24 protein-coding genes are annotated in these 21452 nt (G+C 72.3%); 7 read left to right on the top strand and 17 right to left on the bottom strand.

Features of this window, described 5'->3' with window-relative positions:
* Positions 1-44 precede the first annotated feature (44 nt).
* The 5 genes from HGB44_RS09790 to HGB44_RS09770 form a co-directional block, all read right to left on the bottom strand.
* Positions 45-653, bottom strand: coding sequence for a DUF3887 domain-containing protein (locus tag HGB44_RS09790; protein ID WP_231972662.1), 609 nt, complete (start codon positions 651-653; stop codon positions 45-47).
* Positions 654-803: 150 nt separating this feature from the next.
* Positions 804-1448 carry a response regulator gene (locus HGB44_RS09785; RefSeq protein WP_061083494.1) on the bottom strand — a complete coding sequence of 215 codons (645 nt, stop codon included), beginning with the start codon at positions 1446-1448 and terminating at the stop codon, positions 804-806.
* Positions 1429-2694 carry a sensor histidine kinase gene (locus HGB44_RS09780; RefSeq protein WP_061083495.1) on the bottom strand — a complete coding sequence of 422 codons (1266 nt, stop codon included), beginning with the start codon at positions 2692-2694 and terminating at the stop codon, positions 1429-1431. The genes HGB44_RS09785 and HGB44_RS09780 overlap by 20 nt, the downstream gene beginning before the upstream one ends.
* Positions 2695-2738: 44 nt before the next feature.
* The gene (locus HGB44_RS09775) at positions 2739-2933 is read right to left on the bottom strand and encodes a hypothetical protein (protein WP_233458638.1); all 195 of its coding nucleotides are present in this window, start codon (positions 2931-2933) and stop codon (positions 2739-2741) included.
* Between the two features lie 148 nt (positions 2934-3081).
* The gene (locus HGB44_RS09770) at positions 3082-4191 is read right to left on the bottom strand and encodes an RNA-guided endonuclease InsQ/TnpB family protein (RefSeq protein ID WP_168443999.1); all 1110 of its coding nucleotides are present in this window, start codon (positions 4189-4191) and stop codon (positions 3082-3084) included.
* A gap of 412 nt (positions 4192-4603) precedes the next feature.
* Between HGB44_RS09770 and HGB44_RS09765 the strand changes: the two genes are divergently transcribed.
* A complete protein-coding gene (locus HGB44_RS09765) occupies positions 4604-5608 on the top strand; it encodes an exonuclease domain-containing protein (protein WP_061083762.1) in 1005 nt (334 codons plus the stop codon).
* Positions 5609-5720: 112 nt separating this feature from the next.
* Here the strand turns inward: HGB44_RS09765 and HGB44_RS09760 are convergent, their stop codons facing one another.
* Positions 5721-6869, bottom strand: a complete 1149-nt coding sequence (locus HGB44_RS09760; protein ID WP_061079815.1) for a baeRF2 domain-containing protein — start codon at positions 6867-6869, stop codon at positions 5721-5723.
* Positions 6870-7149: 280 nt separating this feature from the next.
* Here HGB44_RS09760 and HGB44_RS09755 point away from each other — a divergent pair, with 280 nt between their 5' ends.
* On the top strand, positions 7150-8022 hold the full coding sequence (locus tag HGB44_RS09755) for a helix-turn-helix domain-containing protein (protein ID WP_061079827.1): 873 nt from the start codon (positions 7150-7152) through the stop codon (positions 8020-8022).
* A gap of 101 nt (positions 8023-8123) precedes the next feature.
* On the opposite strand, the gene HGB44_RS09750 is transcribed toward HGB44_RS09755, so the two are convergent.
* From HGB44_RS09750 to HGB44_RS09740, 3 genes are all read right to left on the bottom strand, one after another.
* Positions 8124-8915 carry an alpha/beta fold hydrolase gene (locus tag HGB44_RS09750; protein ID WP_061079814.1) on the bottom strand — a complete coding sequence of 264 codons (792 nt, stop codon included), beginning with the start codon at positions 8913-8915 and terminating at the stop codon, positions 8124-8126.
* A gap of 286 nt (positions 8916-9201) precedes the next feature.
* Positions 9202-10503: an MFS transporter gene (locus tag HGB44_RS09745; protein ID WP_061079813.1), complete on the bottom strand. Its 1302-nt coding sequence runs from the start codon at positions 10501-10503 to the stop codon at positions 9202-9204.
* A 236-nt stretch (positions 10504-10739) separates the two neighbouring features.
* Positions 10740-11327, bottom strand: a complete 588-nt coding sequence (locus HGB44_RS09740) for a TetR/AcrR family transcriptional regulator (protein WP_061079812.1) — start codon at positions 11325-11327, stop codon at positions 10740-10742.
* A gap of 107 nt (positions 11328-11434) precedes the next feature.
* Between HGB44_RS09740 and HGB44_RS09735 the strand changes: the two genes are divergently transcribed.
* Both HGB44_RS09735 and HGB44_RS09730 read left to right on the top strand, forming a co-directional pair.
* Positions 11435-11617, top strand: a complete 183-nt coding sequence (locus HGB44_RS09735; protein ID WP_061079811.1) for a hypothetical protein — start codon at positions 11435-11437, stop codon at positions 11615-11617.
* A 41-nt stretch (positions 11618-11658) separates the two neighbouring features.
* Positions 11659-12234 (top strand): dihydrofolate reductase family protein, encoded by a 576-nt coding sequence (locus tag HGB44_RS09730; protein ID WP_061079810.1) that lies wholly within the window; start codon positions 11659-11661, stop codon positions 12232-12234.
* Positions 12235-12265: 31 nt separating this feature from the next.
* Here the strand turns inward: HGB44_RS09730 and HGB44_RS09725 are convergent, their stop codons facing one another.
* Complete coding sequence (locus HGB44_RS09725) at positions 12266-12763, bottom strand: MarR family winged helix-turn-helix transcriptional regulator (protein ID WP_061079809.1); 498 nt, start codon at positions 12761-12763, stop codon at positions 12266-12268.
* Between the two features lie 40 nt (positions 12764-12803).
* A complete protein-coding gene (locus HGB44_RS09720; RefSeq protein WP_061079808.1) occupies positions 12804-13433 on the bottom strand; it encodes an NAD(P)-dependent oxidoreductase in 630 nt (209 codons plus the stop codon).
* Positions 13434-13750: 317 nt separating this feature from the next.
* Between HGB44_RS09720 and HGB44_RS09715 the strand changes: the two genes are divergently transcribed.
* Positions 13751-15364: an alkaline phosphatase D family protein gene (locus tag HGB44_RS09715; RefSeq protein WP_061079807.1), complete on the top strand. Its 1614-nt coding sequence runs from the start codon at positions 13751-13753 to the stop codon at positions 15362-15364.
* A 67-nt stretch (positions 15365-15431) separates the two neighbouring features.
* Here HGB44_RS09715 and HGB44_RS09710 read toward each other — a convergent pair whose 3' ends face one another.
* Both HGB44_RS09710 and HGB44_RS09705 read right to left on the bottom strand, forming a co-directional pair.
* Positions 15432-16037, bottom strand: coding sequence for a Uma2 family endonuclease (locus HGB44_RS09710; RefSeq protein ID WP_061079826.1), 606 nt, complete (start codon positions 16035-16037; stop codon positions 15432-15434).
* 83 nt (positions 16038-16120) lie between these two features.
* Positions 16121-16822 (bottom strand): metal-dependent transcriptional regulator, encoded by a 702-nt coding sequence (locus HGB44_RS09705; protein WP_082768285.1) that lies wholly within the window; start codon positions 16820-16822, stop codon positions 16121-16123.
* 125 nt (positions 16823-16947) lie between these two features.
* Here HGB44_RS09705 and HGB44_RS09700 point away from each other — a divergent pair, with 125 nt between their 5' ends.
* Positions 16948-17754, top strand: coding sequence for a potassium channel family protein (locus HGB44_RS09700; protein WP_061079805.1), 807 nt, complete (start codon positions 16948-16950; stop codon positions 17752-17754).
* 117 nt (positions 17755-17871) lie between these two features.
* Here HGB44_RS09700 and HGB44_RS09695 read toward each other — a convergent pair whose 3' ends face one another.
* On the bottom strand, positions 17872-18078 hold the full coding sequence (locus tag HGB44_RS09695) for a hypothetical protein (RefSeq protein ID WP_061079804.1): 207 nt from the start codon (positions 18076-18078) through the stop codon (positions 17872-17874).
* 95 nt (positions 18079-18173) lie between these two features.
* On the opposite strand from HGB44_RS09695, the gene HGB44_RS09690 reads away from it, so the two are divergent.
* Positions 18174-19085, top strand: coding sequence for a LysR family transcriptional regulator (locus HGB44_RS09690; protein ID WP_061079803.1), 912 nt, complete (start codon positions 18174-18176; stop codon positions 19083-19085).
* 185 nt (positions 19086-19270) lie between these two features.
* Here HGB44_RS09690 and HGB44_RS09685 read toward each other — a convergent pair whose 3' ends face one another.
* The 3 genes from HGB44_RS09685 to HGB44_RS09675 all read right to left on the bottom strand — a co-directional run bounded on the left by HGB44_RS09685 (position 19271) and on the right by HGB44_RS09675 (position 21426).
* Positions 19271-20110 carry a class I SAM-dependent methyltransferase gene (locus HGB44_RS09685; protein WP_061079802.1) on the bottom strand — a complete coding sequence of 280 codons (840 nt, stop codon included), beginning with the start codon at positions 20108-20110 and terminating at the stop codon, positions 19271-19273.
* Between the two features lie 243 nt (positions 20111-20353).
* Positions 20354-20749, bottom strand: a complete 396-nt coding sequence (locus tag HGB44_RS09680; RefSeq protein WP_061079801.1) for a nuclear transport factor 2 family protein — start codon at positions 20747-20749, stop codon at positions 20354-20356.
* Between the two features lie 59 nt (positions 20750-20808).
* The gene (locus HGB44_RS09675) at positions 20809-21426 is read right to left on the bottom strand and encodes a DUF4291 domain-containing protein (protein WP_061079800.1); all 618 of its coding nucleotides are present in this window, start codon (positions 21424-21426) and stop codon (positions 20809-20811) included.
* Positions 21427-21452: the final 26 nt, after the last annotated feature.

The raw sequence follows: 21452 nt of genomic DNA, 5'->3' as shown, positions 1-21452 counted from the left end.
GCCTCGGGTCGTGGCCGTCCTCGACACGTTGGGGGACTCGTCGGTCACGACGGCTTCCCTTCGAGGATGTGCAGACCGGCCACGGTGTGGTCGTCGCGGAACGCGATGCGTGCCGTGTAGTCGCCCGCCTCGAACGAGAGCGGCGTGTTCGTGACCGTCACGTCGCCGGCACGGGCGGCCTCCGGCTCTCCACGCTCCTCGAAGGCTCCCGCCAGACCGATGATCTGCGCCCACGCGGCCGCGAGCGCGTCCTGCGACAGGCCGTCGCGCATGGCCGGATCGAACCGCTCGGTGACGTGCGACCATCGCCCGGACGCGAGGTCCTCGATCACCGAGGCGGCCAGTTCAGCGGCGCCGGGGAGCGGTGTGGTGTTCATGGGTTCTCCTGTTCTGGGATCGATCGGTTTGCCGTAGCGCTGAAACGCCGCCTGCCTGCTCACGCCGAGCGCGTCACCGATGACCTGCCACGTGACGCCGTCCTGGCGCGCCTGCCCCACGACGGCGCGCACGACGTCGTCGGCGGCCGCACGCATGCTCACGGCACGCCCCAGCGAGTCGGCCCAGTCGTCGTCCCTCGTCAGGACGCGCGCGGCGAGGAACGCTTCCGTGCGCGCCTTCAGGACACGCAGCGCCTCTGTCAATTTTTCTTGCACATGTAAACTATAGGTTTACAAGCAGGCCGTGCGCAAGCGGGTGAGCGAGACCGGCTGCGGAAAACGGCGCCCCTCACCGGCACCCGAAGGATCTCGCGTTACGTGTGCCCCTTTTCGGCCTGTACCGACCGAACCCCGCCGCGGCCGCGCTCAGCTGTCCAGGTAGCGCAGCACCGCCAGCACCCGGCGGCTGTAGCCGGAGGCGTGCCCCAGCCCCAGCTTGTCGAAGATCGCGTTGACGTGCTTCTCCACCGCGCTCAGCGACACGTGCAGCCGCTCGGCTACCGAGGTGTTGCTCAGCCCCTGCGCCATGTGCTCCAGCACGTCGCGTTCGCGCGGGGTGAGCCGCGACAGCGGGTCGGTGTGGGTGGTGCGCGCCAGCAGCTGGCGCACCACCTCCGGATCGAAGGCCGCCCCGCCCGCGCGCACCCGCTCCAGGGCCTCCAGGAACTCCCCCACCTCCGACACCCGGTCCTTGAGCAGGTAGCCGACCCTGCCCGAGGCCCCGGCCAGCAGTTCGGCGGCGTAACGCTGTTCCACGTACTGCGACAGCACCAGCACCGCGACCCCCTCATGCTCGGCGCGGATGCGCAGCGCCGCCCGCAGCCCCTCGTCGGTGTGGGTGGGCGGCATCCGCACGTCCACCACGGCGGCGTCGGGCGCGTGCTCGGCGACCGCGGCCAGCAGTGCGTCGGCGTCGCCGACCGCCGCCGCCACCTCGTGCCCCTCCTCCTCCAACAACCGCACCAGGCCCTCCCTGAGCAGGACCGAGTCGTCAGCGATCACCAGGCGCATGGGGGCTCCGTATCGTGGTCAGGGGCAGCACGGCGCGTACCGTGGTCGGACCGCCCCGGGGACTGTGTACCGCCAGTGTGCCGTCCAGGGCCCGCACCCGCCTGGCCAGGCCGGTCAGTCCGCCGCCCGCCGGGTCGGCGCCGCCGCGCCCGTCGTCGAGCACCCGCAGGTCCAGGGCGCCGTCGGCGTCGTCCAGGTGCACGATCACCGCCCCGGCCCCGGCGTGCTTGACGGCGTTGGTGATGGCCTCGCGCGCCACGAAGTACACCGCCGTGGCCAGTTCGCGGGGCGGCGGGGACGACAGGTCCGCGCGCACCTCCACCGGCAGCGGGCTGCGTTCGGCCACCTCGGTCAGCGCGGACTCCAGGCCCAAGGTGTCCAGGGCGGTGGGGTAGACCCGCCAGGCCACCTCCCGCAGCTCGTCCAGCAGCACCCGGGTCTCGGTGTGCGCCTGGCGGACCAGCCGCGCCGCGCGTTCGGGGTCGTGGCCGCGCTGGGCCCGTCCCAGCAGCATGGCCAGCGCCACCACGCGCTGCTGGACCCCGTCGTGCAGGTCGCGTTCGATGCGCCGCCGCTCCTCGTCCACCGCCCGCACGATGCCCGACCGGGTGGAGGTCAGCTCGTCGATGCGCCGGTGCAGCAGGTCCTCGTCGCTGGGGCCCACCAGGCGACGGGCCAGGGCGCGGTCGACGGCCGAGGCCAGCGCCACCACCAGCCACGTCGCCGCCAGGACGAGCAGACCCATGAGCAGGCCCACGTTGATACTGGAGACGTGCATCCTCGCACCGGGCATCAGCACGGGAACGTTGGTGCCGCTTCCGGTGAACAGCTCCAGTGCGGCCCCGCCGACGAAGACCGCCACCAGCAGCAGCGCCGTGGGCGCCAGGTAGCCGCACACCAGCGCCACCGGAAGGCGCAGCAGCAGATAGGCCACGCGCGGGGCGGCTTCGGGTCGCGGGTCTACGGTGCCGCCTCCCGTCCACCGGGCCAGGCGTGCCAGATCCGCGTCGCCCAGACGCACCGCCCACCGGGTCACCGCGCCCCGGAACCGGGGCCGGGCCCTGGAGGGCAGGAACGGGGCGCACACCAGTGCCGCGGCCGCCGCGAGGACCCACACCAGTGTGAGCGCGGCGGTGCACAGCCCCAGCAGGGTGCCCGTCAGCTCGCGCCCGGCCCGTGCCAGCGGCGCGGCCGCCGCCCGCGCCCAGGCGCGGGGGCCGTCCCCGTCCCCGACCCACTCGGGCATCCGCCCTCCTCCCTCTTCCCGTCCGACCGTCCGCACCCGCCGCTTCAGGCGTCCCTGAGCCGGAGCACCAGGGCGCCCGCCGTCAGGCTCGCCGCGGTCCAGCACACGAGCACCGCACCGCCCGCGGCGGGCGTGAGCGCGTGGTCGAACCGCCCGATCACGAAGGCGCTGTCCACGAAGGAGATCCCGGCGAAGAACGGCATGCGCCCGGCGAGGTAGAGGCCCACCTCACTGCCCATCAGCAACAACTTGACTTCCTCTTCCTCGTGAACGAGGGAGATTCCGACCGCCCCTTGGTGGGGCGGTCGGTGCTGCGCGCCTCGCGGCCGCAGCTGGTTCCTGCTTCATCGACATGGCATCCCAGAGGTCTCGGCAGGCTGGCACGGTTCACCCCGAAGGGTTAGTCCATCCGCGCGTGAGAATGTTCTGGGCCGCGTTGACGTCCGCATGAGCTGTGTGCCCGCACCTGCCGCAGCGAAAGACCGATTGGCTCTCTCGGTTCTCCACCGCGACGTATCCGCACGAGTGACAGGTCTGGGACGTGTACGCGGGATCAACCTCCACGATCCGACTCCCGGTGCGCCGGGCCGCGTTCTGACAGGCGAGCTTGAGGCCGTGCCACCCTTTGGCCAGGATCGCCCGGTTCAACCCCGCCTTCTGGCGCACGTTGACGCCCGGCGCCTCAACGGTGCCTTTCGCGGAAGCCGTCCTGTTCTTGGTTTGGAGCTTTTCCAGCACCACGACCGCGTTCTTGGCACACAGCGTGTGCGCGGTCTGGGCGGCCTTCGTCTTGGCCCGGTTGTTCGACCCCCGGCGTTGGCGGCACAGGCGTCGGCGCAGACGCTGTTCGCGCTCGCGTTCTTTCCGGGTTTGGAAGGTACGGTCGAGCAGGTCTCCATCGCTGGTGGCCACCGCCACCACCACACCCCGATCCACACCCACCGCGCTGTCGGGGCGCTCATGCTCCTCCGGAGTGGCCTGGCCGTCCTCGCACAGCAGCGACACGTACCAGTGGGCACCGTCGCGGGAGACGGTGGCCGAGCGGACCGTGCCTCGGGGTGCGCGCGACCAGCGAAAGCGCACCCATCCCAGTTTGGGCAGCTTGATGCGTCCCCACCTGCGGCTCAGGCGTTCGATGCTCATCCGTGTGCCGTCGGGGAAGCGGAAGGAGGGCTTCCACCGGTCCTTGGCACGCCATCGCACCTTGAACGTGCCGTGGTCCTTGCAGGCTCGGTCCAGGTCGCGAAGGGTCTGCTGGAGGATGTGGGAGGGGGCGGCCTTCAGCCAGGTCTCCTCGGTCTTGGCCTCGGCCAGTTCACGGGCCTGGAGGTGGTAGCCGCAGTAGGGCAGGCGCTGGCCGCGCTGCCAACGGGACACGGCCTCACGCCGCTGGTCCAGGCCGGTGTTCCACACCGCCCGACAGATATCGCCATAGACCTGACACAACTCGGCCTGCTCGTCAGTGAGCGCGAGCCGGTACCGAAACCCCGTCAACACAGTGTGCACACCTCCCCTCGAACCAACACACACCGTAGCCACGCCCTACGACATCGTGGCGGGGGCGGCTCACCCCGCCTTTGAAGGACTGGGGGTCTGCACCACAACGAAACCGATCACCGGGTGCGTCAGAAGGGTACCGACGGTGGCCGTCACGAAAGCAGTCCCCTCAGGGTGATCAAGTGCGGTCCTCGTCTCGTCGTTCGTGCGGCGGTGACCACGCTAGGAAAGGGGACCCCGGCCGGGCCATGGTGCGTACCGCCAGGTCGGGTGCGGTGCGCGCCAAAGCGGGAGTGGGTTTTCCTCAGGGCGGGGCCGAGGCGTCGGCGCCGGACCGGTGGGGCCGTTTCGTCCCCGAAGGCGTCCGGGCCCGGATAGCCTCGGTCCGTTCCCCGTTTGCAGGAGGTGCGCGGTGTCCCGGACCTGGACCGCGATCGACTTCGAGACCGCCAACCACGACCGCGGCAGCGCGTGCGCGGTCGGCCTGGTGCGGGTGCGCGACGGCGCGGTCGTGGACCGGTACACCACGCTGATCCGGCCGCCTAGGCAGGTGGACTTCTTCTCCCGCCACAACATCGCCGTGCACGGCATCACCGCGGCCGACGTCGCCGACGCCCCCTCCTGGGAACAGGCGCACGCGCGCATCGTGGAGTTCGCCGACGGCAGCCCCCTGGTGGCGCACAACGCCGCCTTCGACATGGGGGTGCTGCGCCAGGCCTGCGGGCACACCGGGCTGTCCCACCCGGCGTGGGAGTACGCGTGCACGCTGGCGCTGTCCCGGCGCACCTGGGGCGGGCTGCCCGACCACAAGCTGCCGACCGTGTGCGCCCACATCGGGCACCGGGTGACGCACCACCACCGCGCCGACGCCGACGCCGAGGCCGCCGCGCGCATCGTGATCGCCGCCATGGAGCGCTACGGCACCCCGTCGCTGGCCGACCTGGCCCGCGCCGCGCGGATGGACCTGCGCCGGGTGGAGGCCTCGGCCGGGAGCGCGGTGCCCGTCTCGGTCCCGGCCGCCGCCGTATCCGAGCCCGCCCTGTTCGCCGCGCCCGCCGTACCCGCCGCGCCCGAGGACCGGTTCGGCCGGTGGCAGCGCGACGCCCAGACGCCGCTGCCAGAGCCCTCCCCGGACGCCGACCCCACCGGGCCGCTGTACGGGCGCACCGTGTGCGTCTCCGGCGACCTGGAGTCCATGGACAAGCCCGAGGTGTGGCGGCGCGTGGCCGAGGCGGGCGGGCGGCCCGCCAAGAACGTCACCAAGAAGACCGACGTGCTCGTCCTCGGGGGGCACGGCGGCCCCGGCAAGACCGCCAAGCACCTGCGGGCCGAGACCTACCGCGAGCGCGGCCAGCGCATCGACCTGGTCACCGAGGCCGAACTGCTGGCCCTGCTGGGGATGACCACCGGCCCCTGACCGGCGCGCGCTTTCCGCTTCCGCGCCGGAGAGGAGGACCGGCCCCCGCCGGTACCGCACAAGGCGGCCGCCCGCGCCCCGGGAGGGACGCGGGCGGCCGCGTGGCGGTCGGTCAGACCCTCTCGTTCGGCGACGTGGGAAAGCGCAGGATCGCGCCGTTCTCCGCACTGGTGTGACCGTGGTCGAGTACCTCGCCGAAACCGGCGTCGGCCGCCATCGCCGAACGCAGCATCAGCGCGCTGGCCGGGGCCCGGAACGCCGAGTCGGGGTCGTCCAGGTCAGCCGGGTCCTTCGACACCAGCACCGGCTCTCCGGGCGAGCCCCACAGCTCGGGTTCGCCGTCACGGTCGGCGCCCAGCAGCAGGGTGCGCACCCGCGCCTCCGACAGCATCGGCAGGGTGGGCTCGGTGCCGCGCACCGCCTGGTCGTTGGCGAGCTTCTGGTGGTAGTCGGCGATGATGTCGTCGTGGCCGTCGATGACGAAGTCGCGCAGCGCCTCCGCCGCGGCCTCGTGCAGGCGCTCCTCGGCGTCGGGTCCGCCCCGCCCTCCGGGTACCAGCCTGATCGGGATGCTCAGCTTGCGCTCGCCCAGGTTGTCGCGCAGGTAGGCGATGGCCTCCTCGTCACCGCCGACGAAGATGACCTTGGCGTCCACCTCGGCGACGGCCTCGCGCACCTGCTGGGCGATCCGGGCGGTGTTCTCCCGCCAGGTCTCCATGGGGTAGTGCTTGCCGTCGAAGCGGCCGTTGTACCCGCTCAGGACTCCGGGCCCGCCCCGGCCCATCGGGTCGATGTTGCGCAGGTCGGCACCGGAGAAGTCCTTCTCGGAGGCCGGTCCGCTGGAGGGCTGGCCGGTGTAGGAGAACACCTTGGCGTTGACCCGGTCCAGCGCGACCAGGACGTAGGGCAGGTAGCGCCCCCGGTCGACGACCACGGGAAGGGGGTCGGGAACCGGCATGCGCAGGGCGCGGCTCTGCGCGGGCGGTTCGGAGAGCGTGTACGCGCCGAGCAGGCGCCCCTCGGAGGCGAACAGGGAGTGGCCGTGGCTGCCGAAGGCCCGGGAGGAGCCGTCCCTGACCGCCTGTTCCAACACGTCGAGGGTGGCCTTGTCGGTGCCCAGCGAGGAGAGCTCGTCCCGCAGGTGGCGCCAGCGCAGTTCGAGTTCCTTGCCGGCGTCGGTCCTGTCGCGGCTGGTGTCCAGGTGCACCGAGGCGACCGGAGCGTCGCTCTCGTACAGAGGTCGCAGAAAACCCAGGTCCATGTGTCCGCGGGGCGTGTGTCCCCGCCCCGCCCACCTCCTTCTCGGGGTCGGTCTGCGGGCCATCCTCGGGCCCATGATGCTTGCCTCGGGTCACGCCACGTCGGCGCAGACGCGCTTCTTGCCCAAGGATTTCCTGTCCTTGGACGGGTCCCCTACCCGAAGGACCGGAAGACATGGGTGGACAGGCATGGGTGAACGCACAGGAGAGGGTCCCCAACTGTCGGGTGCGGAGGGGACAGGCCTCCCTAACGTGGGTGGGGCCAAGAAGGAGGAGGGCACCATGCTGGACCGGCTCAACCGGGCCTTGGAGAAGGTCGAGGAGGACACCGGAGCGCCGGTGGACGTGGCGGAGATGGCGCGGATCGCGCTCACCTCCGAGCACCACCTGCGCCGCCTGTTCTCGGTGCTGGCGGGGATGCCCCTGTCGGAGTACGTGCGCCGGCGCAGGCTCACGCTCGCGGGGGCCGAGGTGCTCGGGGGCGGCGAGAGCCTGCTCGACATCGCGGTGCGCCACGGTTACGGGTCGGCCGAGGCCTTCGCCCGGGCGTTTCGCGCCATGCACGGCGTGGGGCCGGGCGAGGCCCGCAGGACCGGTGCGGTGCTCGCCTCCCAACCGCGGATGTCCTTCCGCCTGACCGTAGAAGGGAGTACCACCATGCGCTACCGGATCGTGGACAAGGAGGCCTTCCGCCTCGTGGGTCCCAAGGCACGGGTACCGATCGTCCACGAGGGCCGCAACCACGCCTTGGAGGAGTTCGTCAGGAGCCTGGACAAGGAGGTCCGAGCGCGCGTCGCGGAGCTCTCCGACCAGGAACCACGCGGTGTCCTGGGTGTCACCGCAGCCCTGTCCCCCGATCGTGAGGAGGGGAGCCGGATCGACTACTACGAGGCCGCGGCGACCTCCGCGCGGGGCGCGGAGGGCATGGAGACACTGGAGGTGCCGAGCGGTACCTGGGTGGTCTTTCCGAAGTCGGTGCCCGTGGCGGAGTGCCCCGAGGGATTGCAGCACATGTGGGCGGACGCCTTCGGCCAGTGGTTCCCCGCCAACACGGCCTACCGGGCCACCGAGGGGCCGGAGATCCTGAGGGTCTCCTACACCGAGGACGGCGCCACCGCCGAGGCCGAACTGTGGCTGCCCGTCGAGCGCGTCTGAGAGCGCCACGCGCCCCCGCGCCCCACGGCGCGGGGCCGCTGACCGCCGGTGTCCGCGGGCTCTGTGCCTGACGGCCACCGGCGGGACCGACCGCGGTGGTCCTAGACGCGGGTCCGGCAGCGGTCCAGGAACCGGCGCAGCACCTCGTTGAACCGCTCGGGCCGCTCCAGGTTGGGCAGGTGCCCGGCGCCCTCGATGATCTCGACGACCGAGTCCGGCACCAGCACGTGCATGGACTCGGTGAGACCGGGCGGGGTGAACACGTCGTGCTGGCCCCCCACCAGCAGGGTCGGCGCGGACACCCGGCGCAGCAGGGGCGCGTAGTCCTGGCGCCTGGCGCGGCCCAGCAGGGCGGCCGCCGCGCCCTCGGGCGGGGCCGCGTACATCATCGCGCGCACGTGGTCGGCCACCGCGGGCAGTTCGCGCACGTTGTCGGCGGTCATCATGCCCACGAGCATCTCGTCGCCGTAGCCGCGCATGCCCTCGGCGCGCAGCCGCTCGGCCAGCGCCACGCGGGCGGCCCTGCCCCGTTCGGTCTCGGCGCTGGGGTTGGTGGCGGCCAGGGTCAGCGAGTCGACGCGGTCGGGGAAGAGCCGGTACAGCTCCAGGGCGATCTGGCCGCCCATCGACAGCCCCACCACGCTCACCACGTCCAGGCCCAGGTGGTCCAGGAGCGCGTCCAGGTCGCGGGCGAAGGTGTCCATGTTGGTAGTCCCGGGGACGACGGTGCTGTTCCCGTACCCGCGCAGGTCGGGGGCGATCACCCGGTAACCGCGTCCCGCCAGAGCCCTGACCTGGGGTTCCCACATGGTGCGGTCGAAGGGGTGACCGTGGATCAGGAGGGTGGGGTACCCGGCCCCGCGGTCGGTGTAGGTGACGTTGATGCCGCGCACGGAGGCGATGCCCGAGCCGTCACTGCTTGCCGTGTTCGTCGTCTGATGTGCCACAGGAACCGATGCTATTCAGGCGTGCAAGAGCCCTGGCCACCGAGGGTCCCCCAGAGACGGGGCACGGTCGGGCCGTAGGTGGTCCCTCGACACCTACGGCCCGCGGGTACCGCGGCCCGCCGTCCTCGGGCGCGGTACGGCGTGGCGGGCGTGCGCCCGTCAGGCGGTGTCGGACGCGGAGCGCCCGACTACAGAGGAGACGCACGCGGACGCCGTCGGGTTCGGACGGGATTCAGCGGTCTGCCGCCTCCTTCCGGTCAGGGGACCGGCCGGACCGACGGGCCGCACGGGTCCCGCGCCCGCCGCGGCCCAGGACGAGCGCCGCCACCAGGTAGGGCGCCGCGAACAGGGCGAACGCCAGGGCGTGCCCGGTCATCGCGAAGACCCCCGCGTACAGCAGGTAGGAGGCCGTGGTGAGGGCGTCGGTGCCCAGCCCGGCCAGGGAGGTGACGGTGGCCCGGCTGGACCCGGTGATGCGGTCCTGGAGGCGGGCGTCGGCGACCACGCCCGCGGTCTGGCAGAGGCCGAAGCCCACGCCGATCAGCACCCATCCCGCCGGGCCGCCCAGCAGGGCTCCGGCGGCGATGGCGGGCGCTGCCAGGCCCACCAGGACGGCCAGGACCCGCACCGGCAGCCGGGAGGCGGGACCGGCCAGCAGCCCGCCCAGGGGCACGAAGACCCACACCACCAGGACAGCCACGGGGACGGTGGCGGTGGGGACGCCGGACTCGGCGACGAGCAGGGGGACGTACTCGTCCAGCATCTCCCAGAACGCGGTCACCGCGACCACCAGCACGATCGCGCCGCGCACCCGTCGGCTGGAGCGGGCCTCGGCCAGCCCGCCGCGCAGGGCGTCCAGGTAACCGGAGGGCCCCTCCTCCTCCGTCTGCGCCTCCGTGTCCTCGGACGTCGCGGCGGCGTCAGCGGACACGGAGCCGCCCGTGGCGGCGCGGTGCTCGGGCAGGGCCAGGGCCGCCAGGGCGCACAGTACGCAGGCGGTGACGCTGGCCGCGCCGACCGCCGCGTAGCCGCCGTGGGCCATGACGGGGATGGCCAGCAGGGTGGCGGCGCCGACGGCGGCCACGTCCAGGGCCCGGGTCACGCCCATGACCCGGGCGTAGCGGTCGGACGCGTCGCGGCGGGCGAGTTCGGTGTAGACGAGGGCTTCGAGGGCGCCCGAGGACAGGGCGCCGCCCGCACCCCACAGGACGAAGCCGAGTGCGAAGGTCCAGTAGCCGGGCCACAGCAGCCACAGCACGAACGCGCACGCGGCCAGGAGCGGCGCGGCGGCCAGCAGGTAGCGCCTCGGCACCACGTCGGCCCAGGCCCCGGCGGGTACGGACGCGAGGACCGAGGACAGTGACCAGAGCACGAACAGGGAGCTGATCTGGGCGACGGTCAGGCCGGTCTCGTCGAACAGCAGCGCGTACAGCGGGTAGAGGAGGACGAACTCCCCCAGGGCCGCGTAGGCGTACAGGGGTCGGGTCAGACGGGATGCACGCGTGCCGTGGGCACGCGGGGACAGAGTGGTCATGGAGGTCTTTCGGTCGAGCGGAGACGGGCACCGGGGCGGGGACCGCCCGGGGTGGACCGCGTGCTCGGACCGAGGACCGGCTGGGGACTTAATGTCGCTGGAACATGCCTCCAGGATAGGGGGGCGCCAGCCGCCGCGACAGGGGGTGTGGACAACCCGGCCACGGACGCCGTGCCGAGGGCGCGGGGCCGCCGCGCGGGCCGGAGCGCCCGTGTCCGCGGCCCCGCGCGCAGCCGTCAGTCCGCGCGGCCGGGGCCGGGGACGATGCGCTCGACCACGTCGGTCACCAGGTCGTGGAACCGGTCCTGGGAGAAGAGCTCGGGCAGGGTGAGCCGCTCCAGGATGAGCCAGTTCAGCGCCAGGTGGAGCAGGACGACGGTGGTCGCGTCGCCGGGCATGCCGGACTCGGTGTGGAAGGCGATGTTGGCGTCCATGTCGGCGCGGACGCGTTCGGTGAGCAGCTGGCGCAGCTCCGGTCGCCGGGTGGCCTCCAGGCGCAGTTCCAGCAGGGCCAGGTAGCCCGAGGGGAAGTCAGTGAGGCGCCCCACCACCTCGTGCATCAGCTCGGCGACCCTGTCGCGGTCGCGCGGTCCCGCCTGGGCCGCGGCGATCACGTTGCTGTCGGGGTCCAACCGCTCGTAGAAGCGGTGGCCGACCTGGGTGAGCAGGTCGTCGCGGTTGCTGAAGTAGTTGGACGCCGTGCCGTTGGGGACGGCCGCCTCGGTGTCCACGGCCCGGAAGGTCAGTCCTCGCGCGCCCTCGCGGGCGAGCACCTCGATGGCCGCGTCGAGCAGGGCCGCCCGGCGTGCCGGATTCTGCCTCATGTCAGATCTCTCCTCAGAACGAAGTTGACACCACTTCGAGCGTAGTACTATGTTCTTACCACTCCAAGCAGAGTACTACGAAGCGAGCAAATTTGAGAGGAAACCCCATGCGTGCCGATTCCCTCCGCCTGGACCTGACCGCCGCGCCGTCCGCCGGGGTCCGCCCGAAGGCCCTCCCGCCCTTCGCTCCTCCCCAGCCCCAGCCCCGGCGCAGGTACCGCGACGAGCGCCCCAAGCCCCGTTCGGTGCGGCGCGCCAGGCCGCTGCCCAAGCCGGGCGGTGTCCGCTGACCACCACCCCGACCGCCCCGCTGGAACCAGGAGGAACGCGTATGCGCAAGCTCGTGTACTACGTCGGTATGTCCATCGACGGCTACATCGCCGGACCCGAGGGCCAGATCGACTTCATGCCGGTGACCCGGGACGTCGTCGACCACATCGTCGAGCACTATCCCGACACCCTGCCCACGCACGTGCGGCGACAGCTGGGCGTGGACGTGCCCAACCCGAACTTCGCCGTCGGCGTGCAGGGGCGGGCCACCTACGAACCCGCTCTGGAGCTGGGCATCACCAGCCCCCACGCCCACCTGCGGCAGTACGTCGTGTCGGAGGGCCTCGTCAGCTCCGACCCGGAGGTGGAGGTCATCTCCTCCGACGCGGTCGACCGGATCCGCGAGCTGAAGTCCCAGGAGGGCGGAGAGGACGGGGACGTCTACCTCATGGGTGGAGGCCGTCTCGCCGGCGCCCTGCTGCCGGAGATCGACTCCCTGGTCATCAAGCTCTACCCGGTCGTCGCGGGGGACGGTGTCCCCCTGTTCCGGGCCGGGTTCTCCCCCACGCACTTCACGCTCACGGGGACCCGGGCCCTCTCCGGCGGCATGGTCGTCCTGACCTACGACCGCACGTGAGCATCCGGAGCCCCCGCCGGAGGGGTGCGGGTCAGATCCCGTGCAGCTCGCGGGCCCAGGCCTCCAGTCCGGCGGCGAACCCCTCCCGCTGCTCCGGCGAGAGCCGGTCGAAGGTCCGCAGCAGGGATTGGGCCCGGCTGGCCACGAACGCGCGCATGAGGTCGAGGTGCTCGTCGGCCAGCGATATCAGGGCGCGCCGCCGGTTGGCAGGGTCCTCGCGGCGCGTCACCAGCCCCACCCGGGTCAGGTCGCCGACCAGTTCGCTGACGGTGGAGGGGCCCACCCCCAGACGTGAGGAGAGCTCGCCCATCCCGAGTTCCTGGCCGTGGACGAGCTGGGACAGCACCGCGCCGTGCCGGGCGGTGAGGTGGTGGTCGGTGAACAGCCGCCGCAGTCCGGCGGGCATCTCGGCGTGGGCACGGCGGTAGTAGGTCTCGATGAGGGGCACGAAGCGCAGCGCCCCCTCCACCAGTTCGCGGTCCGGCACGCGTGTCTCGTCGGCCTCTTCCCGGCCCGCCCCCTGATCCATGCGCCGATGCTACCGGGGGTGTGACGTGGCCGTTCGGGGGTCAGTCGGCGACGCCGACGGCCCGGCGCACGGTGGCCGGGTCGTCCAGGACCCGCAGCAGCGCGTGTGCCAGGTCCGCGCGCGAGATCCGGTAACCGGAGGGCACGTTGCGGTCCAGGAGCAGGCGGTACTCCCCCGTGGCCGGGGTGTCGGTCAGCTGGGGCGGGCGCACGACGGTCCAGGCGGCGCCGCTGTCCTCCAGGGCGGCCTCCGTCCGCCCCAGGTCGAGGTAGACGTCGCGGAAGAGCCTGCCGATCAGCGGCATGAGCAGCCGCTGCGGCAGCGGTTCGCCCGGTTCCCTCGGACCGACGGGTGAGGCGCTGACCACGGCCAGGCGTGTGGCGCGATCGCCCTCCAGCGCGCTCAGCACCGCGTCGATCCAGGTGGTGGAGGGAAAACCGCCCTTGGCGCTCGCGGCCAGCGCAGAGACCACCGCGTCCGTCGCGGAGAGCAGGGAGCGCAACCGGTCGGGTTCGGGGGCGGGCATCCGGACCGTCTCCAGTCGCTCGTGGGCGACGGGCAGCCGCGCCGGATCGCGGACCAGGGCCGTGACCCGGTGCCCCGCGTCCAGGGCCTGGTCCACGACGTGGCGCCCGGTGCCTCCGGTGGCGCCCAGGACGGTGATGCGCATGCTGGCTCCTCGGGTGTCTGGAGGGTCTCCTGAGACACCATCATAGTTCGTATATCCGAAGTGTTCGTTCGGATTCGGTTTCCGGCGCGCGGGCGGACCGCAGTCTGCGGGCGGCGCGACGAGTTTTCCGGCCCTCCGGCGTGTTGCGGGCCTGACCTGCACCGCAACGGACCGTCACCTGTTAGTCACCCTAAGGGGTCCAACGTTCACCAACCGATGGTTGGGACGTTCCGTCCGCCATGGCCGGATAGAGCACGGTCCCCCGCCCGGCCCGACACGGGGTCGGGTTCCCCCGCGACCCGATCAGGAGACCGTCCATGCCGGGAACCCCCCGCACCCCCGCCCCCGTTCCCCTCCCCGCCACGACCGTCAGCAGCACCACCCGGCGCCAGGCCCTGGCCGGCGGCGCGGCCACCCTGGGCGCCGTCGCGCTGGGCACCGCCTGGAGTCCCGGCGTCCGGGCCGAAGCCTCCGTCCGCGCCGACGCCGCCGGGTCGGGCGGCATCGCCGAGCCCTTCACCCTGGGCGTCGCCTCCGGCGACCCCTTCCACAGCAGTGTCGTGCTCTGGACCCGCCTGGCCCCCAACCCCTTCGCCGAGGACGGACTGGGCGGCATGCCCGACCGGCGGGTGGAGGTCGAGTGGCAGGTGTCGGAGGACGAGGACTTCGGTCTCCTCTCCGCGTCCGGCACCGTGGAGACGGGCCCCGACGCCGCCCACTCGGTGCACGTGGAGGCGCAGGGACTGCGGCCCGGCGCCGAGTACTTCTACCGGTTCCGCGTGGGCACCGAGATCAGCCAGGTCGGCCGTACCAAGACCGCCCCGCCTCCCGGGATCCGCACGGACCGGTTCTCCTTCGCGTTCGCCAGCTGCCAGAGCTACGCTGCCGGGCACTACAACGCCCACGCGCACCTGGCCGAGGAGGACCTGGACCTGGTCGCCTTCCTGGGCGACTACATCTACGAGACGGGCGGCCAGGGGAGCCTGGGCCGGGGCCACCTCCCCGACCGGGAGGCCCGCACCCTGGCCGAGTACCGCGTCCGGCACGCCCAGTACAAGAGCGACGCCAACCTCCAGGCCGCGCACGCCGCCTTCCCGTGGGCGGTGGTCTTCGACGACCACGAACTGGAGAACAACTGGGCCGACGACCGTTCCAACGGTGAGGACGTCCCGGCCGAGGAGTTCCTGCGTCGGCGCGCCCAGGCGCTGAAGGCCTACTACGAGCACATGCCGCTGCGCTTCGCCCAGACGCCGGTCGGCCCCGACATGCAGCTCTACCGCAGACTGGTCTTCGGCGACCTGGTGGACATGCACCTGCTCGACACCCGCCAGTACCGCGACCCGCAGGTGTCCGACGCCGAGCGCGGCGACCCCTCGCGCACCCTGCTCGGCGCCGGGCAGAAACGGTGGCTGAGGGAGGGGCTGTCCTCGTCGCGGGCCCGCTGGAACGTGCTCGCCCAGCAGGTGTTCTTCTCCCAGCGCGACTTCGCCGAGGGGGAGGCGACCAACTTCAGCAACGACGCCTGGGACAACTACCTCGTGGACCGCGACGAGGTCCGCGACCAGCTGGCGCGCACGCGCAACGGGGTGGTGATCACCGGGGACGTGCACGCCAACTACGTGTGCGACGTCAAGGCCGACTTCGACGCCCCCGAGTCGCCGACGGTGGCCACCGAGCTGGTGGGCACGTCCGTCACCAGCGGCGGCGACGGTACCGAGCAGGCCCCCGGCGACGAGGTGCAGCTGCGGGAGAACCCCCACATCAGGTTCGTCAACCGCAAGCGGGGCTACGTGCGCAACGTCGTCACGCCCACCGAGTGGACGGCCGACTACCGCGTCGTGGACCGCGTGAGTGAGCCCGGCTCGCCCATCCGCGACCGGGCGCGGTTCGTGATCGGGGACGGCGTGGCGGGCGTGCGCGTCGAGGGATGAGCCTCGACGCGGGCCCGGGCGGCGGATGCGCGCCACCCGTCGCCCGGACCGGGTCGAGGCGACCGGCTCAGCGGCGCTGGATCTCAGTCAGGTCGATGTCGATGGGAAAGGGCCGGGAGGTCTTGAGGCGCTGCCGATGAACTGTGGGCCTGGCGTATCCGCCGGTGGGAGCGAGCTCATGAGCGAACACCACGGCTTCGCCCCGGTCCTGCTCGATCAACCAGAAGTTGGGGATACCGGCCTCGGCGTACAGCTGCGGTTTGCGCTCACGGTCACGCAGCTCCGATTCGGGAGAGACCACCTCGACCACGAGTTCCACCGCTTCGGCTGCGAACCAGGTCTGCTCCGTCCCCCCGGTCGCCTGGGTCTGCACCAGGACGAGATCGGGCTCGGGCCTTTGCCGCGGACCGAGTTTGAGGGTCATTTCCCTGCGCACGCGCAGGCGGTCGGGGGCCTGCTCGAACAGGCGAGTGTCCAGGACCGAGAGCACGACCGTGTGGAAGTTGCGTTGAGGGGTCACCAGTACCAGGCTTCCGTCGATGAGTTCGGTGTGCGGCGGAAGATCCGGGATGCTGTCCAGGTCGTCGGCGGTGAATCCCTCCGGAGGCGGGGTCAGCGGCTCGTACCGGGATCCGGTGGAGGACTGGCGTTCGGCCACAGGGGAAACGGGCATGTCGCTGCCTCCGGTCGTCGGATCGTTCTCGTCACCCACGGTAGCCACATCCTTCGGGTAGCGACGGCGTTTCCGGAAAGCTCCTACCCCTGGTCGTCGGGGCTGATCCACAGTGCCTCGGCGGCCACCAGGCCCAGGGCCTGGGAGCGCTCGGGGGCGCCCTCGTCGCGGCCCACGGTGATCTGCATCGACCCGGCGTAGGGGCGGCGCTCGGCCACCTCCACGCGCATCCCGATGCCGATCTCGATGTCGGCCAGGTAGCGCAGCAGGTCGGGGTCGGTGTCGTTGACGCGCACGATCACGCCGCTGACGCCCTTCTCCGCCTCTGACAGCAGCAGGCTCTCGCGCTCGACGATGTGGCCGTCGCGGGTGGGGATGGGGTCGCCGTGCGGGTCGACCACGGGATCGCCCAGGTGGTGGGCGATGCGGTCGACGAACTTGTCCGAGACCACGTGTTCGAGGATCTCGGCCTCGTCGTGCACCTCGTCCCAGGAGTAGCCCAGCTCGGCGACCAGGTAGGTCTCCAACAGACGGTGGCGGCGCAGCACCGACAGGGCCGCCTTGGTCCCGGGCTCGGTGAGGTTGACCGCGCCGTAGCGGCGGTGCTCCACCAGGCCCAGTTCGCTGAGTTTGCGCAGCATGCCCGACACCGAGGAATTGGACACCGACAGGCGCTCGGCCATGCGGGAGATGGTCACCGGCCCGGTGCCGCGTTCCTGGAGGTCGTAGATGACCTTCACGTAGTCCTCAACCGACGTGGACGGTCGTGTCGGTGCGTTGTCCATGACCACAACCGTATCGCGGACGACTCACCGGCCACCATGTGCGCACCAGCCCTGTGGACGATCCGAGCTGGCCGGAAGGGCACCCGGGCGTGGCCTGGGCGAACGGAGTTTGGTCGAATCGGAGCGTGGAACAGCACAGCACGTCCTCCTCCCCCCGGCCCCCGGACCGTCTGAAGCGCTGGAGCTCCGCGACCGAGCTGCCGCTGGTGTTCGCGGCCCTGGTGTTCATCGGCGCCTACGCCTGGCCCGCCGTAGACCCCGACCTGCCCCCGTACTGGGTGGAGCTGTGCGGGGTGCTCATCGCGGTCGTGTGGGTCGTCTTCGCCGTCGACTACACCGTACGCCTGTACCTGTCACCGGACCGGTGGACCTTCGTACGACAGAACCTGCTGGACCTGCTGATCGTGGTGCTGCCGGTGCTGCGCCCCCTGCACCTGGTCCGGCTCCTGACCGTCGTGTCCCTGCTGCACCGGCACATGTCGGTGTCCCTGCGCGGGCACGTACTGCTGTACACCGCGGGCATCACCGTCGTCATGCTCGTCATGGCCTCGGTGAGCGTCCTGCGCGCGGAGCAGGGCGCCCCGGACGCCAACATCACCACACTCGCCGACGCGTTCTGGTGGTCGCTGGTGACGGTGTCCACCGTCGGCTACGGGGACCTGTACCCGGTCACCGGCACGGGCCGCCTGATCGCCGCCTTCCTCTTCGTCATGGGCATCGGTCTGCTCGGCGTCATCACCGGAACGCTGTCCACGTGGCTGGTCCAGCGCGTGGATGACAGCAAGGAGACGCGTGAGCGGACCTTTGACGAGGACACCGCGCGGCAGCTGCGTGAACTCACCGAGCAGGTCCGCGAGCTGAGGGCCGAGCTGGGGCGCGCCGCCGCGCCGTCCGAGCCTGCGCCGCCGGAGAGCGGGCGGGCCGACCCGTGAACGACCGGCGTGCCGGGGCCCGGCGCGTCGTGCGGCGCCCGTCCGCTCCGCCGGAAAGGAGGGAACGCCTCCTCCCCCGGCGAGGGCGCTCACCCGCGCAGGGTCCTGTGGACGGCCTCAGGCGCGGCATCCCCGGGGGTCCGGACCCGGCGCGGGACGGCCGCGTGAGAGGACGCGTGTCCCCGCCGCGCTGATCTCGCGCACCTGCACCGACCCGCAGGCGCAGCGCACCCACACGGTGAGGCCGCGGCCGGTGGTGTGCCGGGACACGACCCGGAAGGGCTGGTCGTCGGGCCAGCCGCAGTGCGGGCAGACAGCGTTCATCGTGCACCTCCTCCTCGGTTCCGCCACCAGCTTCGCCCCCAGGACTGTTGAAGTCCAGGTTGATTCTGTGAAGGGAACCGTGAAGAATCACCTTCATGATCGACCTTCGGCGCCTGCGTATCCTGCGGGCCGTCGCCCACTACGGCACGGTCACCGCGGCGGCGGAGGCCCTGCACTTCACCCCCTCGGCCGCCTCCCAGCAGATCCGCCAGCTGGGACGGGAGCTGGGCGTCGCCCTCCTGGAGCCGAACGGCCGGGGCGTGCTGCTCACCCCGGCCGCGCGCAGCCTGCTGGGGCACGCCGACGCCATCCAGGCGCGGTGGGAGCAGGCCGAGACCGAGATGCTCGGGCTGGGCACCGAGCCCTCCGGAACCCTGCGGGTGGCGGCCTTCCCCACCGCGTTGTCGAGTCTGCTCGTGCCGATGGCCGCCGCCCTGCGCGCCGACCACCCGCGTCTGGACGTACGACTCCTGGAGGCCGAGCCCGGCGAGTGCATGGACCTGCTCTTCCGGGGCGACATCGACCTGACCGTCATCGAGGTCGCGCCGGGCTCCCCGCCGCCCACCGACGCCCGTTTCGACCAGGTGCCGCTGCTGGACGACGTGCTCGACCTTCTGGTGGCCGACGGTCACCGCCTCGCCGGGCGCGCGAGCGTGCCGCTGGAGGAGGTCGCCACCGAGACCTGGGTTCTGTCGCCGCCGGACACGACCTGTCGCGCGCACGCCGTGGTGGCGTGCGGCGCGGCGGGCTTCACGCCCCACGGGCCGCACCAGGCGCGGTCGTGGAGTTCGGTGGCTACCCTGGTCGCGCACGGCCTGGGGGTGGCGCTGGTGCCCCGTCTGGCCGACGTCTCCCCCGCCCTGCCGGTCACCCGGGTGCGCGTGGAGGGCCCCCGCGCACCGGTGCGCAAGCTGGTGACCTGTACCCGCAGGGGTTCGCGCGAGCACCCCTCGGTGACGGCGGCCGTGCGGGCACTGGAGCGGATCGCACCCGAGGCCACCGCCTGAGCCCGCGGCGGTCGTTCTTTCCCGGTAGCGACCTGCGACCACCGGCGGCTCGGTCGAATCCGCCCTCACCGCGTTGCGCGGGTGCGCCCCAGACCGTGGGCTCTTCGACGGGAGCGAGGAGGAGTACGCACGCCGTCACCGTGTTGCCCTGTTCCCGCCGCCGGCGGGAGAGTTCGCGTGGGAGGTCACTCCGGGCGGCGCGCGACCACCGAGAAGTTCAGCGGGATCCTGGGGGCGCCCTCGGGCAGCCGCCACCCCTGCGGGCACTCCACCAGGCCGGGAAAGGCGGGCCAGTCCATGAACGGGTGCTCCCCGAGCGCCTCGACGACCAGTCCGGCCTCCAGCAGCGCGCCCGTCACCTCCGCCAGGTCGTGGCGCCACTCGTGGTTGACGGTCTGGGTGATCGAGTCCGTGGGCCCGTCGGTGTAGGTGGCCGCGTCGTCGTAGACGTTGGCGCCCCCGCCGCTGAGGTAGTCACCGCTCACCTGCCACGGCTCGAAGTCCATGGCCCCCAGGATCGGGTGGTCGTCGCGGATCGCGAACACCCCGCCCGGTTCCAGCAGGTCGTGGATCGACCTGGCCCACGAGCGCAGCTCGGGCAGCCACACGATCGTCCCGGCGCTGGTCACGACCACCCCGAACGTGCGGTCGATGACCTGGGAGGCGGTGCGCGCGTCGCCCTCGACCCAGGTGACGTCCGCGCCGACGGCGTCGGCGATGCGCCGGGCGTGGGCCAGCGAGTTCGGCGACAGGTCCAGGCCGTGGACGTCCACGGCGCCCAGTTGGGCCCAGCAGACGGTGTCGGTGCCGATGTGGCACTGCAGGTGCAGCAGCGACCTGCCCGCCACCGTGCCGCCCTCCAGGTGGGGTGCGAGGACCGCGAGGTCGTTGCGTACGACCGATGAGAGGCGTGAGGGGTCCGCGATCAGCCCGTCGACGTCGTACATCGCCGACCGCGCGTGGACGTCGGCGCGCTGGTCCCAGTTCTCGCGGTTCTGGGAGACCGCCCTGTCGTACTCGCTCACGTCTGACCGCCTCGCTCCGTGTGCGCGGGAATGTGGTGCGCGCCAGCGGGCGGCGCCCGCCCCGCGCCGGCGTCCTGCCCGCCGGGGGACGGTGTTCCCCCGGCCACGGGACGCGCCGCCCGATGGTACAGCTCCGCGCGACCGCCCCGCCGGGATTTTCCGGGCGCCTACCGGCCCGCACACGCCTCCGGGAGGCGGCCCCGCCCCCGAGGCGTCAGCCCCTCAGTACCCCGGTCAGGCTGGTCAGCAGGCCGCGGGCGTGCCCTGGTGGTAGTACATCCGCCACGCGCCGTCCGCGTTCCGGCGCCACAGGGAGCTGCGCAGGACCCGCCCCCCGTCGGCCTCGGCGGTGTAGGTCAGGTGTACCAGGTCCGGGGCTAGCAGCCGCCCCACCATGTCGGTGACCCGCACCCGGCGCCGCCCCGTCCCGCCCGTGTCCGGGCCGTCCATGGCGGGCAGCTCGGCCAGCATCGTCTCCCGGTCCCAGTGCCTGCCCGACCTGCCCACCTCGGTGAACTCGGGGTCCAGCAGCTCCCCGGCGAGCCTGCGCGAGGCGCGCACGTGGGGCTCCAGCAGCCGCAGCTCCCCCTCGATCACCCGCTGGACCGCCTCTCCCGCCCCGCCCCCGGCTCCGTACATACCTCGTCCACCCGTCTGAGCTGTTCGACTACGGGGACAGTAACCAAGGTGGCCCCCGGTCACACCGCGGCGCCGTGTTCGCGGGCGGGGCGCAGGTGGTCCAACTCCCCCGGCCCGACCGGGTAGGGGCGCTCGGCGGGCAGCAGCCGGGTCGCCGCGACCGTGTTCCCTTCCTGGACCAGCGTGTGCACCCGGTGCGCGAGCGGGGTGACGTCGGTGATCGAGACGATCCACTCGTCCGCGTAGCGTCGCGCGGCCTCGCCCGCCAGCCCCAGCTGCAGGGAGCGGTGTTCCAGCGGGGTCAGGTACAGGTCGCGCTCGGGGTCCCACTGCACGCGGGTCGGCGCCTCGCGCAGCCGCGCGCGCCAGGCGTCCCGGTCGGGATGGACGGCGGGCGTGTGGTGCGACAAGCACGCGTTGCGCAGCGCCCACGCGAAACCCGCGCGGGTGATCTCCACCGCCAGCACGGTCTCCTGGTCCTTCTTGAGCCCCCACCCGCATCGATACATTGCCCACAGGAACGAGGGCTTGATCCAGGTCATGCGGTCGCGCTTCCAGGCGGAGGGGAAGCGCCCCTCACGCGCGGCGGGCAGCCCGAGGGAGGGGGCGTAGGCCTGGTAGACGGTGACCGTGGTGTCGGTGTGGAGCGCTCGGATCTGGTGCTTGGGGACGTCCATGGGGCTCAGCGTGCTGCCCCGCAACC

The sequence above is a fragment of the Nocardiopsis alborubida genome (assembly GCF_012396365.1).
GTDB classification, from domain to species: domain Bacteria; phylum Actinomycetota; class Actinomycetes; order Streptosporangiales; family Streptosporangiaceae; genus Nocardiopsis; species Nocardiopsis alborubida.
Note: the sequence above shows the minus strand (reverse complement) of the source record. Positions and strands in the feature narration are given on the sequence as shown.

Bases quoted from the DNA above. Each gene is read 5' to 3' on its own strand.
- HGB44_RS09725 (WP_061079809.1), bottom strand. From the start codon at position 12,763: ATGGATCAGGGGGCGGGCCGGGAAGAGGCCGACGAGACACGCGTGCCG.
- HGB44_RS09710 (WP_061079826.1), bottom strand. From the start codon at position 16,037: ATGCCCGTTTCCCCTGTGGCCGAACGCCAGTCCTCCACCGGATCCCGG.
- HGB44_RS09705 (WP_082768285.1), bottom strand. From the start codon at position 16,822: ATGGACAACGCACCGACACGACCGTCCACGTCGGTTGAGGACTACGTG.
- HGB44_RS09680 (WP_061079801.1), bottom strand. From the start codon at position 20,749: ATGTACGGAGCCGGGGGCGGGGCGGGAGAGGCGGTCCAGCGGGTGATC.
- HGB44_RS09785 (WP_061083494.1), bottom strand. From the start codon at position 1,448: ATGCGCCTGGTGATCGCTGACGACTCGGTCCTGCTCAGGGAGGGCCTG.
- HGB44_RS09740 (WP_061079812.1), bottom strand. From the start codon at position 11,327: ATGAGGCAGAATCCGGCACGCCGGGCGGCCCTGCTCGACGCGGCCATC.
- HGB44_RS09695 (WP_061079804.1), bottom strand. From the start codon at position 18,078: ATGAACGCTGTCTGCCCGCACTGCGGCTGGCCCGACGACCAGCCCTTC.
- HGB44_RS09720 (WP_061079808.1), bottom strand. From the start codon at position 13,433: ATGCGCATCACCGTCCTGGGCGCCACCGGAGGCACCGGGCGCCACGTC.
- HGB44_RS09780 (WP_061083495.1), bottom strand. From the start codon at position 2,694: ATGCCCGAGTGGGTCGGGGACGGGGACGGCCCCCGCGCCTGGGCGCGG.
- HGB44_RS09715 (WP_061079807.1), top strand. From the start codon at position 13,751: ATGCCGGGAACCCCCCGCACCCCCGCCCCCGTTCCCCTCCCCGCCACG.
- HGB44_RS09745 (WP_061079813.1), bottom strand. From the start codon at position 10,503: ATGACCACTCTGTCCCCGCGTGCCCACGGCACGCGTGCATCCCGTCTG.
- HGB44_RS09690 (WP_061079803.1), top strand. From the start codon at position 18,174: ATGATCGACCTTCGGCGCCTGCGTATCCTGCGGGCCGTCGCCCACTAC.
- HGB44_RS09675 (WP_061079800.1), bottom strand. From the start codon at position 21,426: ATGGACGTCCCCAAGCACCAGATCCGAGCGCTCCACACCGACACCACG.
- HGB44_RS09730 (WP_061079810.1), top strand. From the start codon at position 11,659: ATGCGCAAGCTCGTGTACTACGTCGGTATGTCCATCGACGGCTACATC.
- HGB44_RS09755 (WP_061079827.1), top strand. From the start codon at position 7,150: ATGCTGGACCGGCTCAACCGGGCCTTGGAGAAGGTCGAGGAGGACACC.
- HGB44_RS09760 (WP_061079815.1), bottom strand. From the start codon at position 6,869: ATGGACCTGGGTTTTCTGCGACCTCTGTACGAGAGCGACGCTCCGGTC.
- HGB44_RS09735 (WP_061079811.1), top strand. From the start codon at position 11,435: ATGCGTGCCGATTCCCTCCGCCTGGACCTGACCGCCGCGCCGTCCGCC.
- HGB44_RS09775 (WP_233458638.1), bottom strand. From the start codon at position 2,933: ATGGGCAGTGAGGTGGGCCTCTACCTCGCCGGGCGCATGCCGTTCTTC.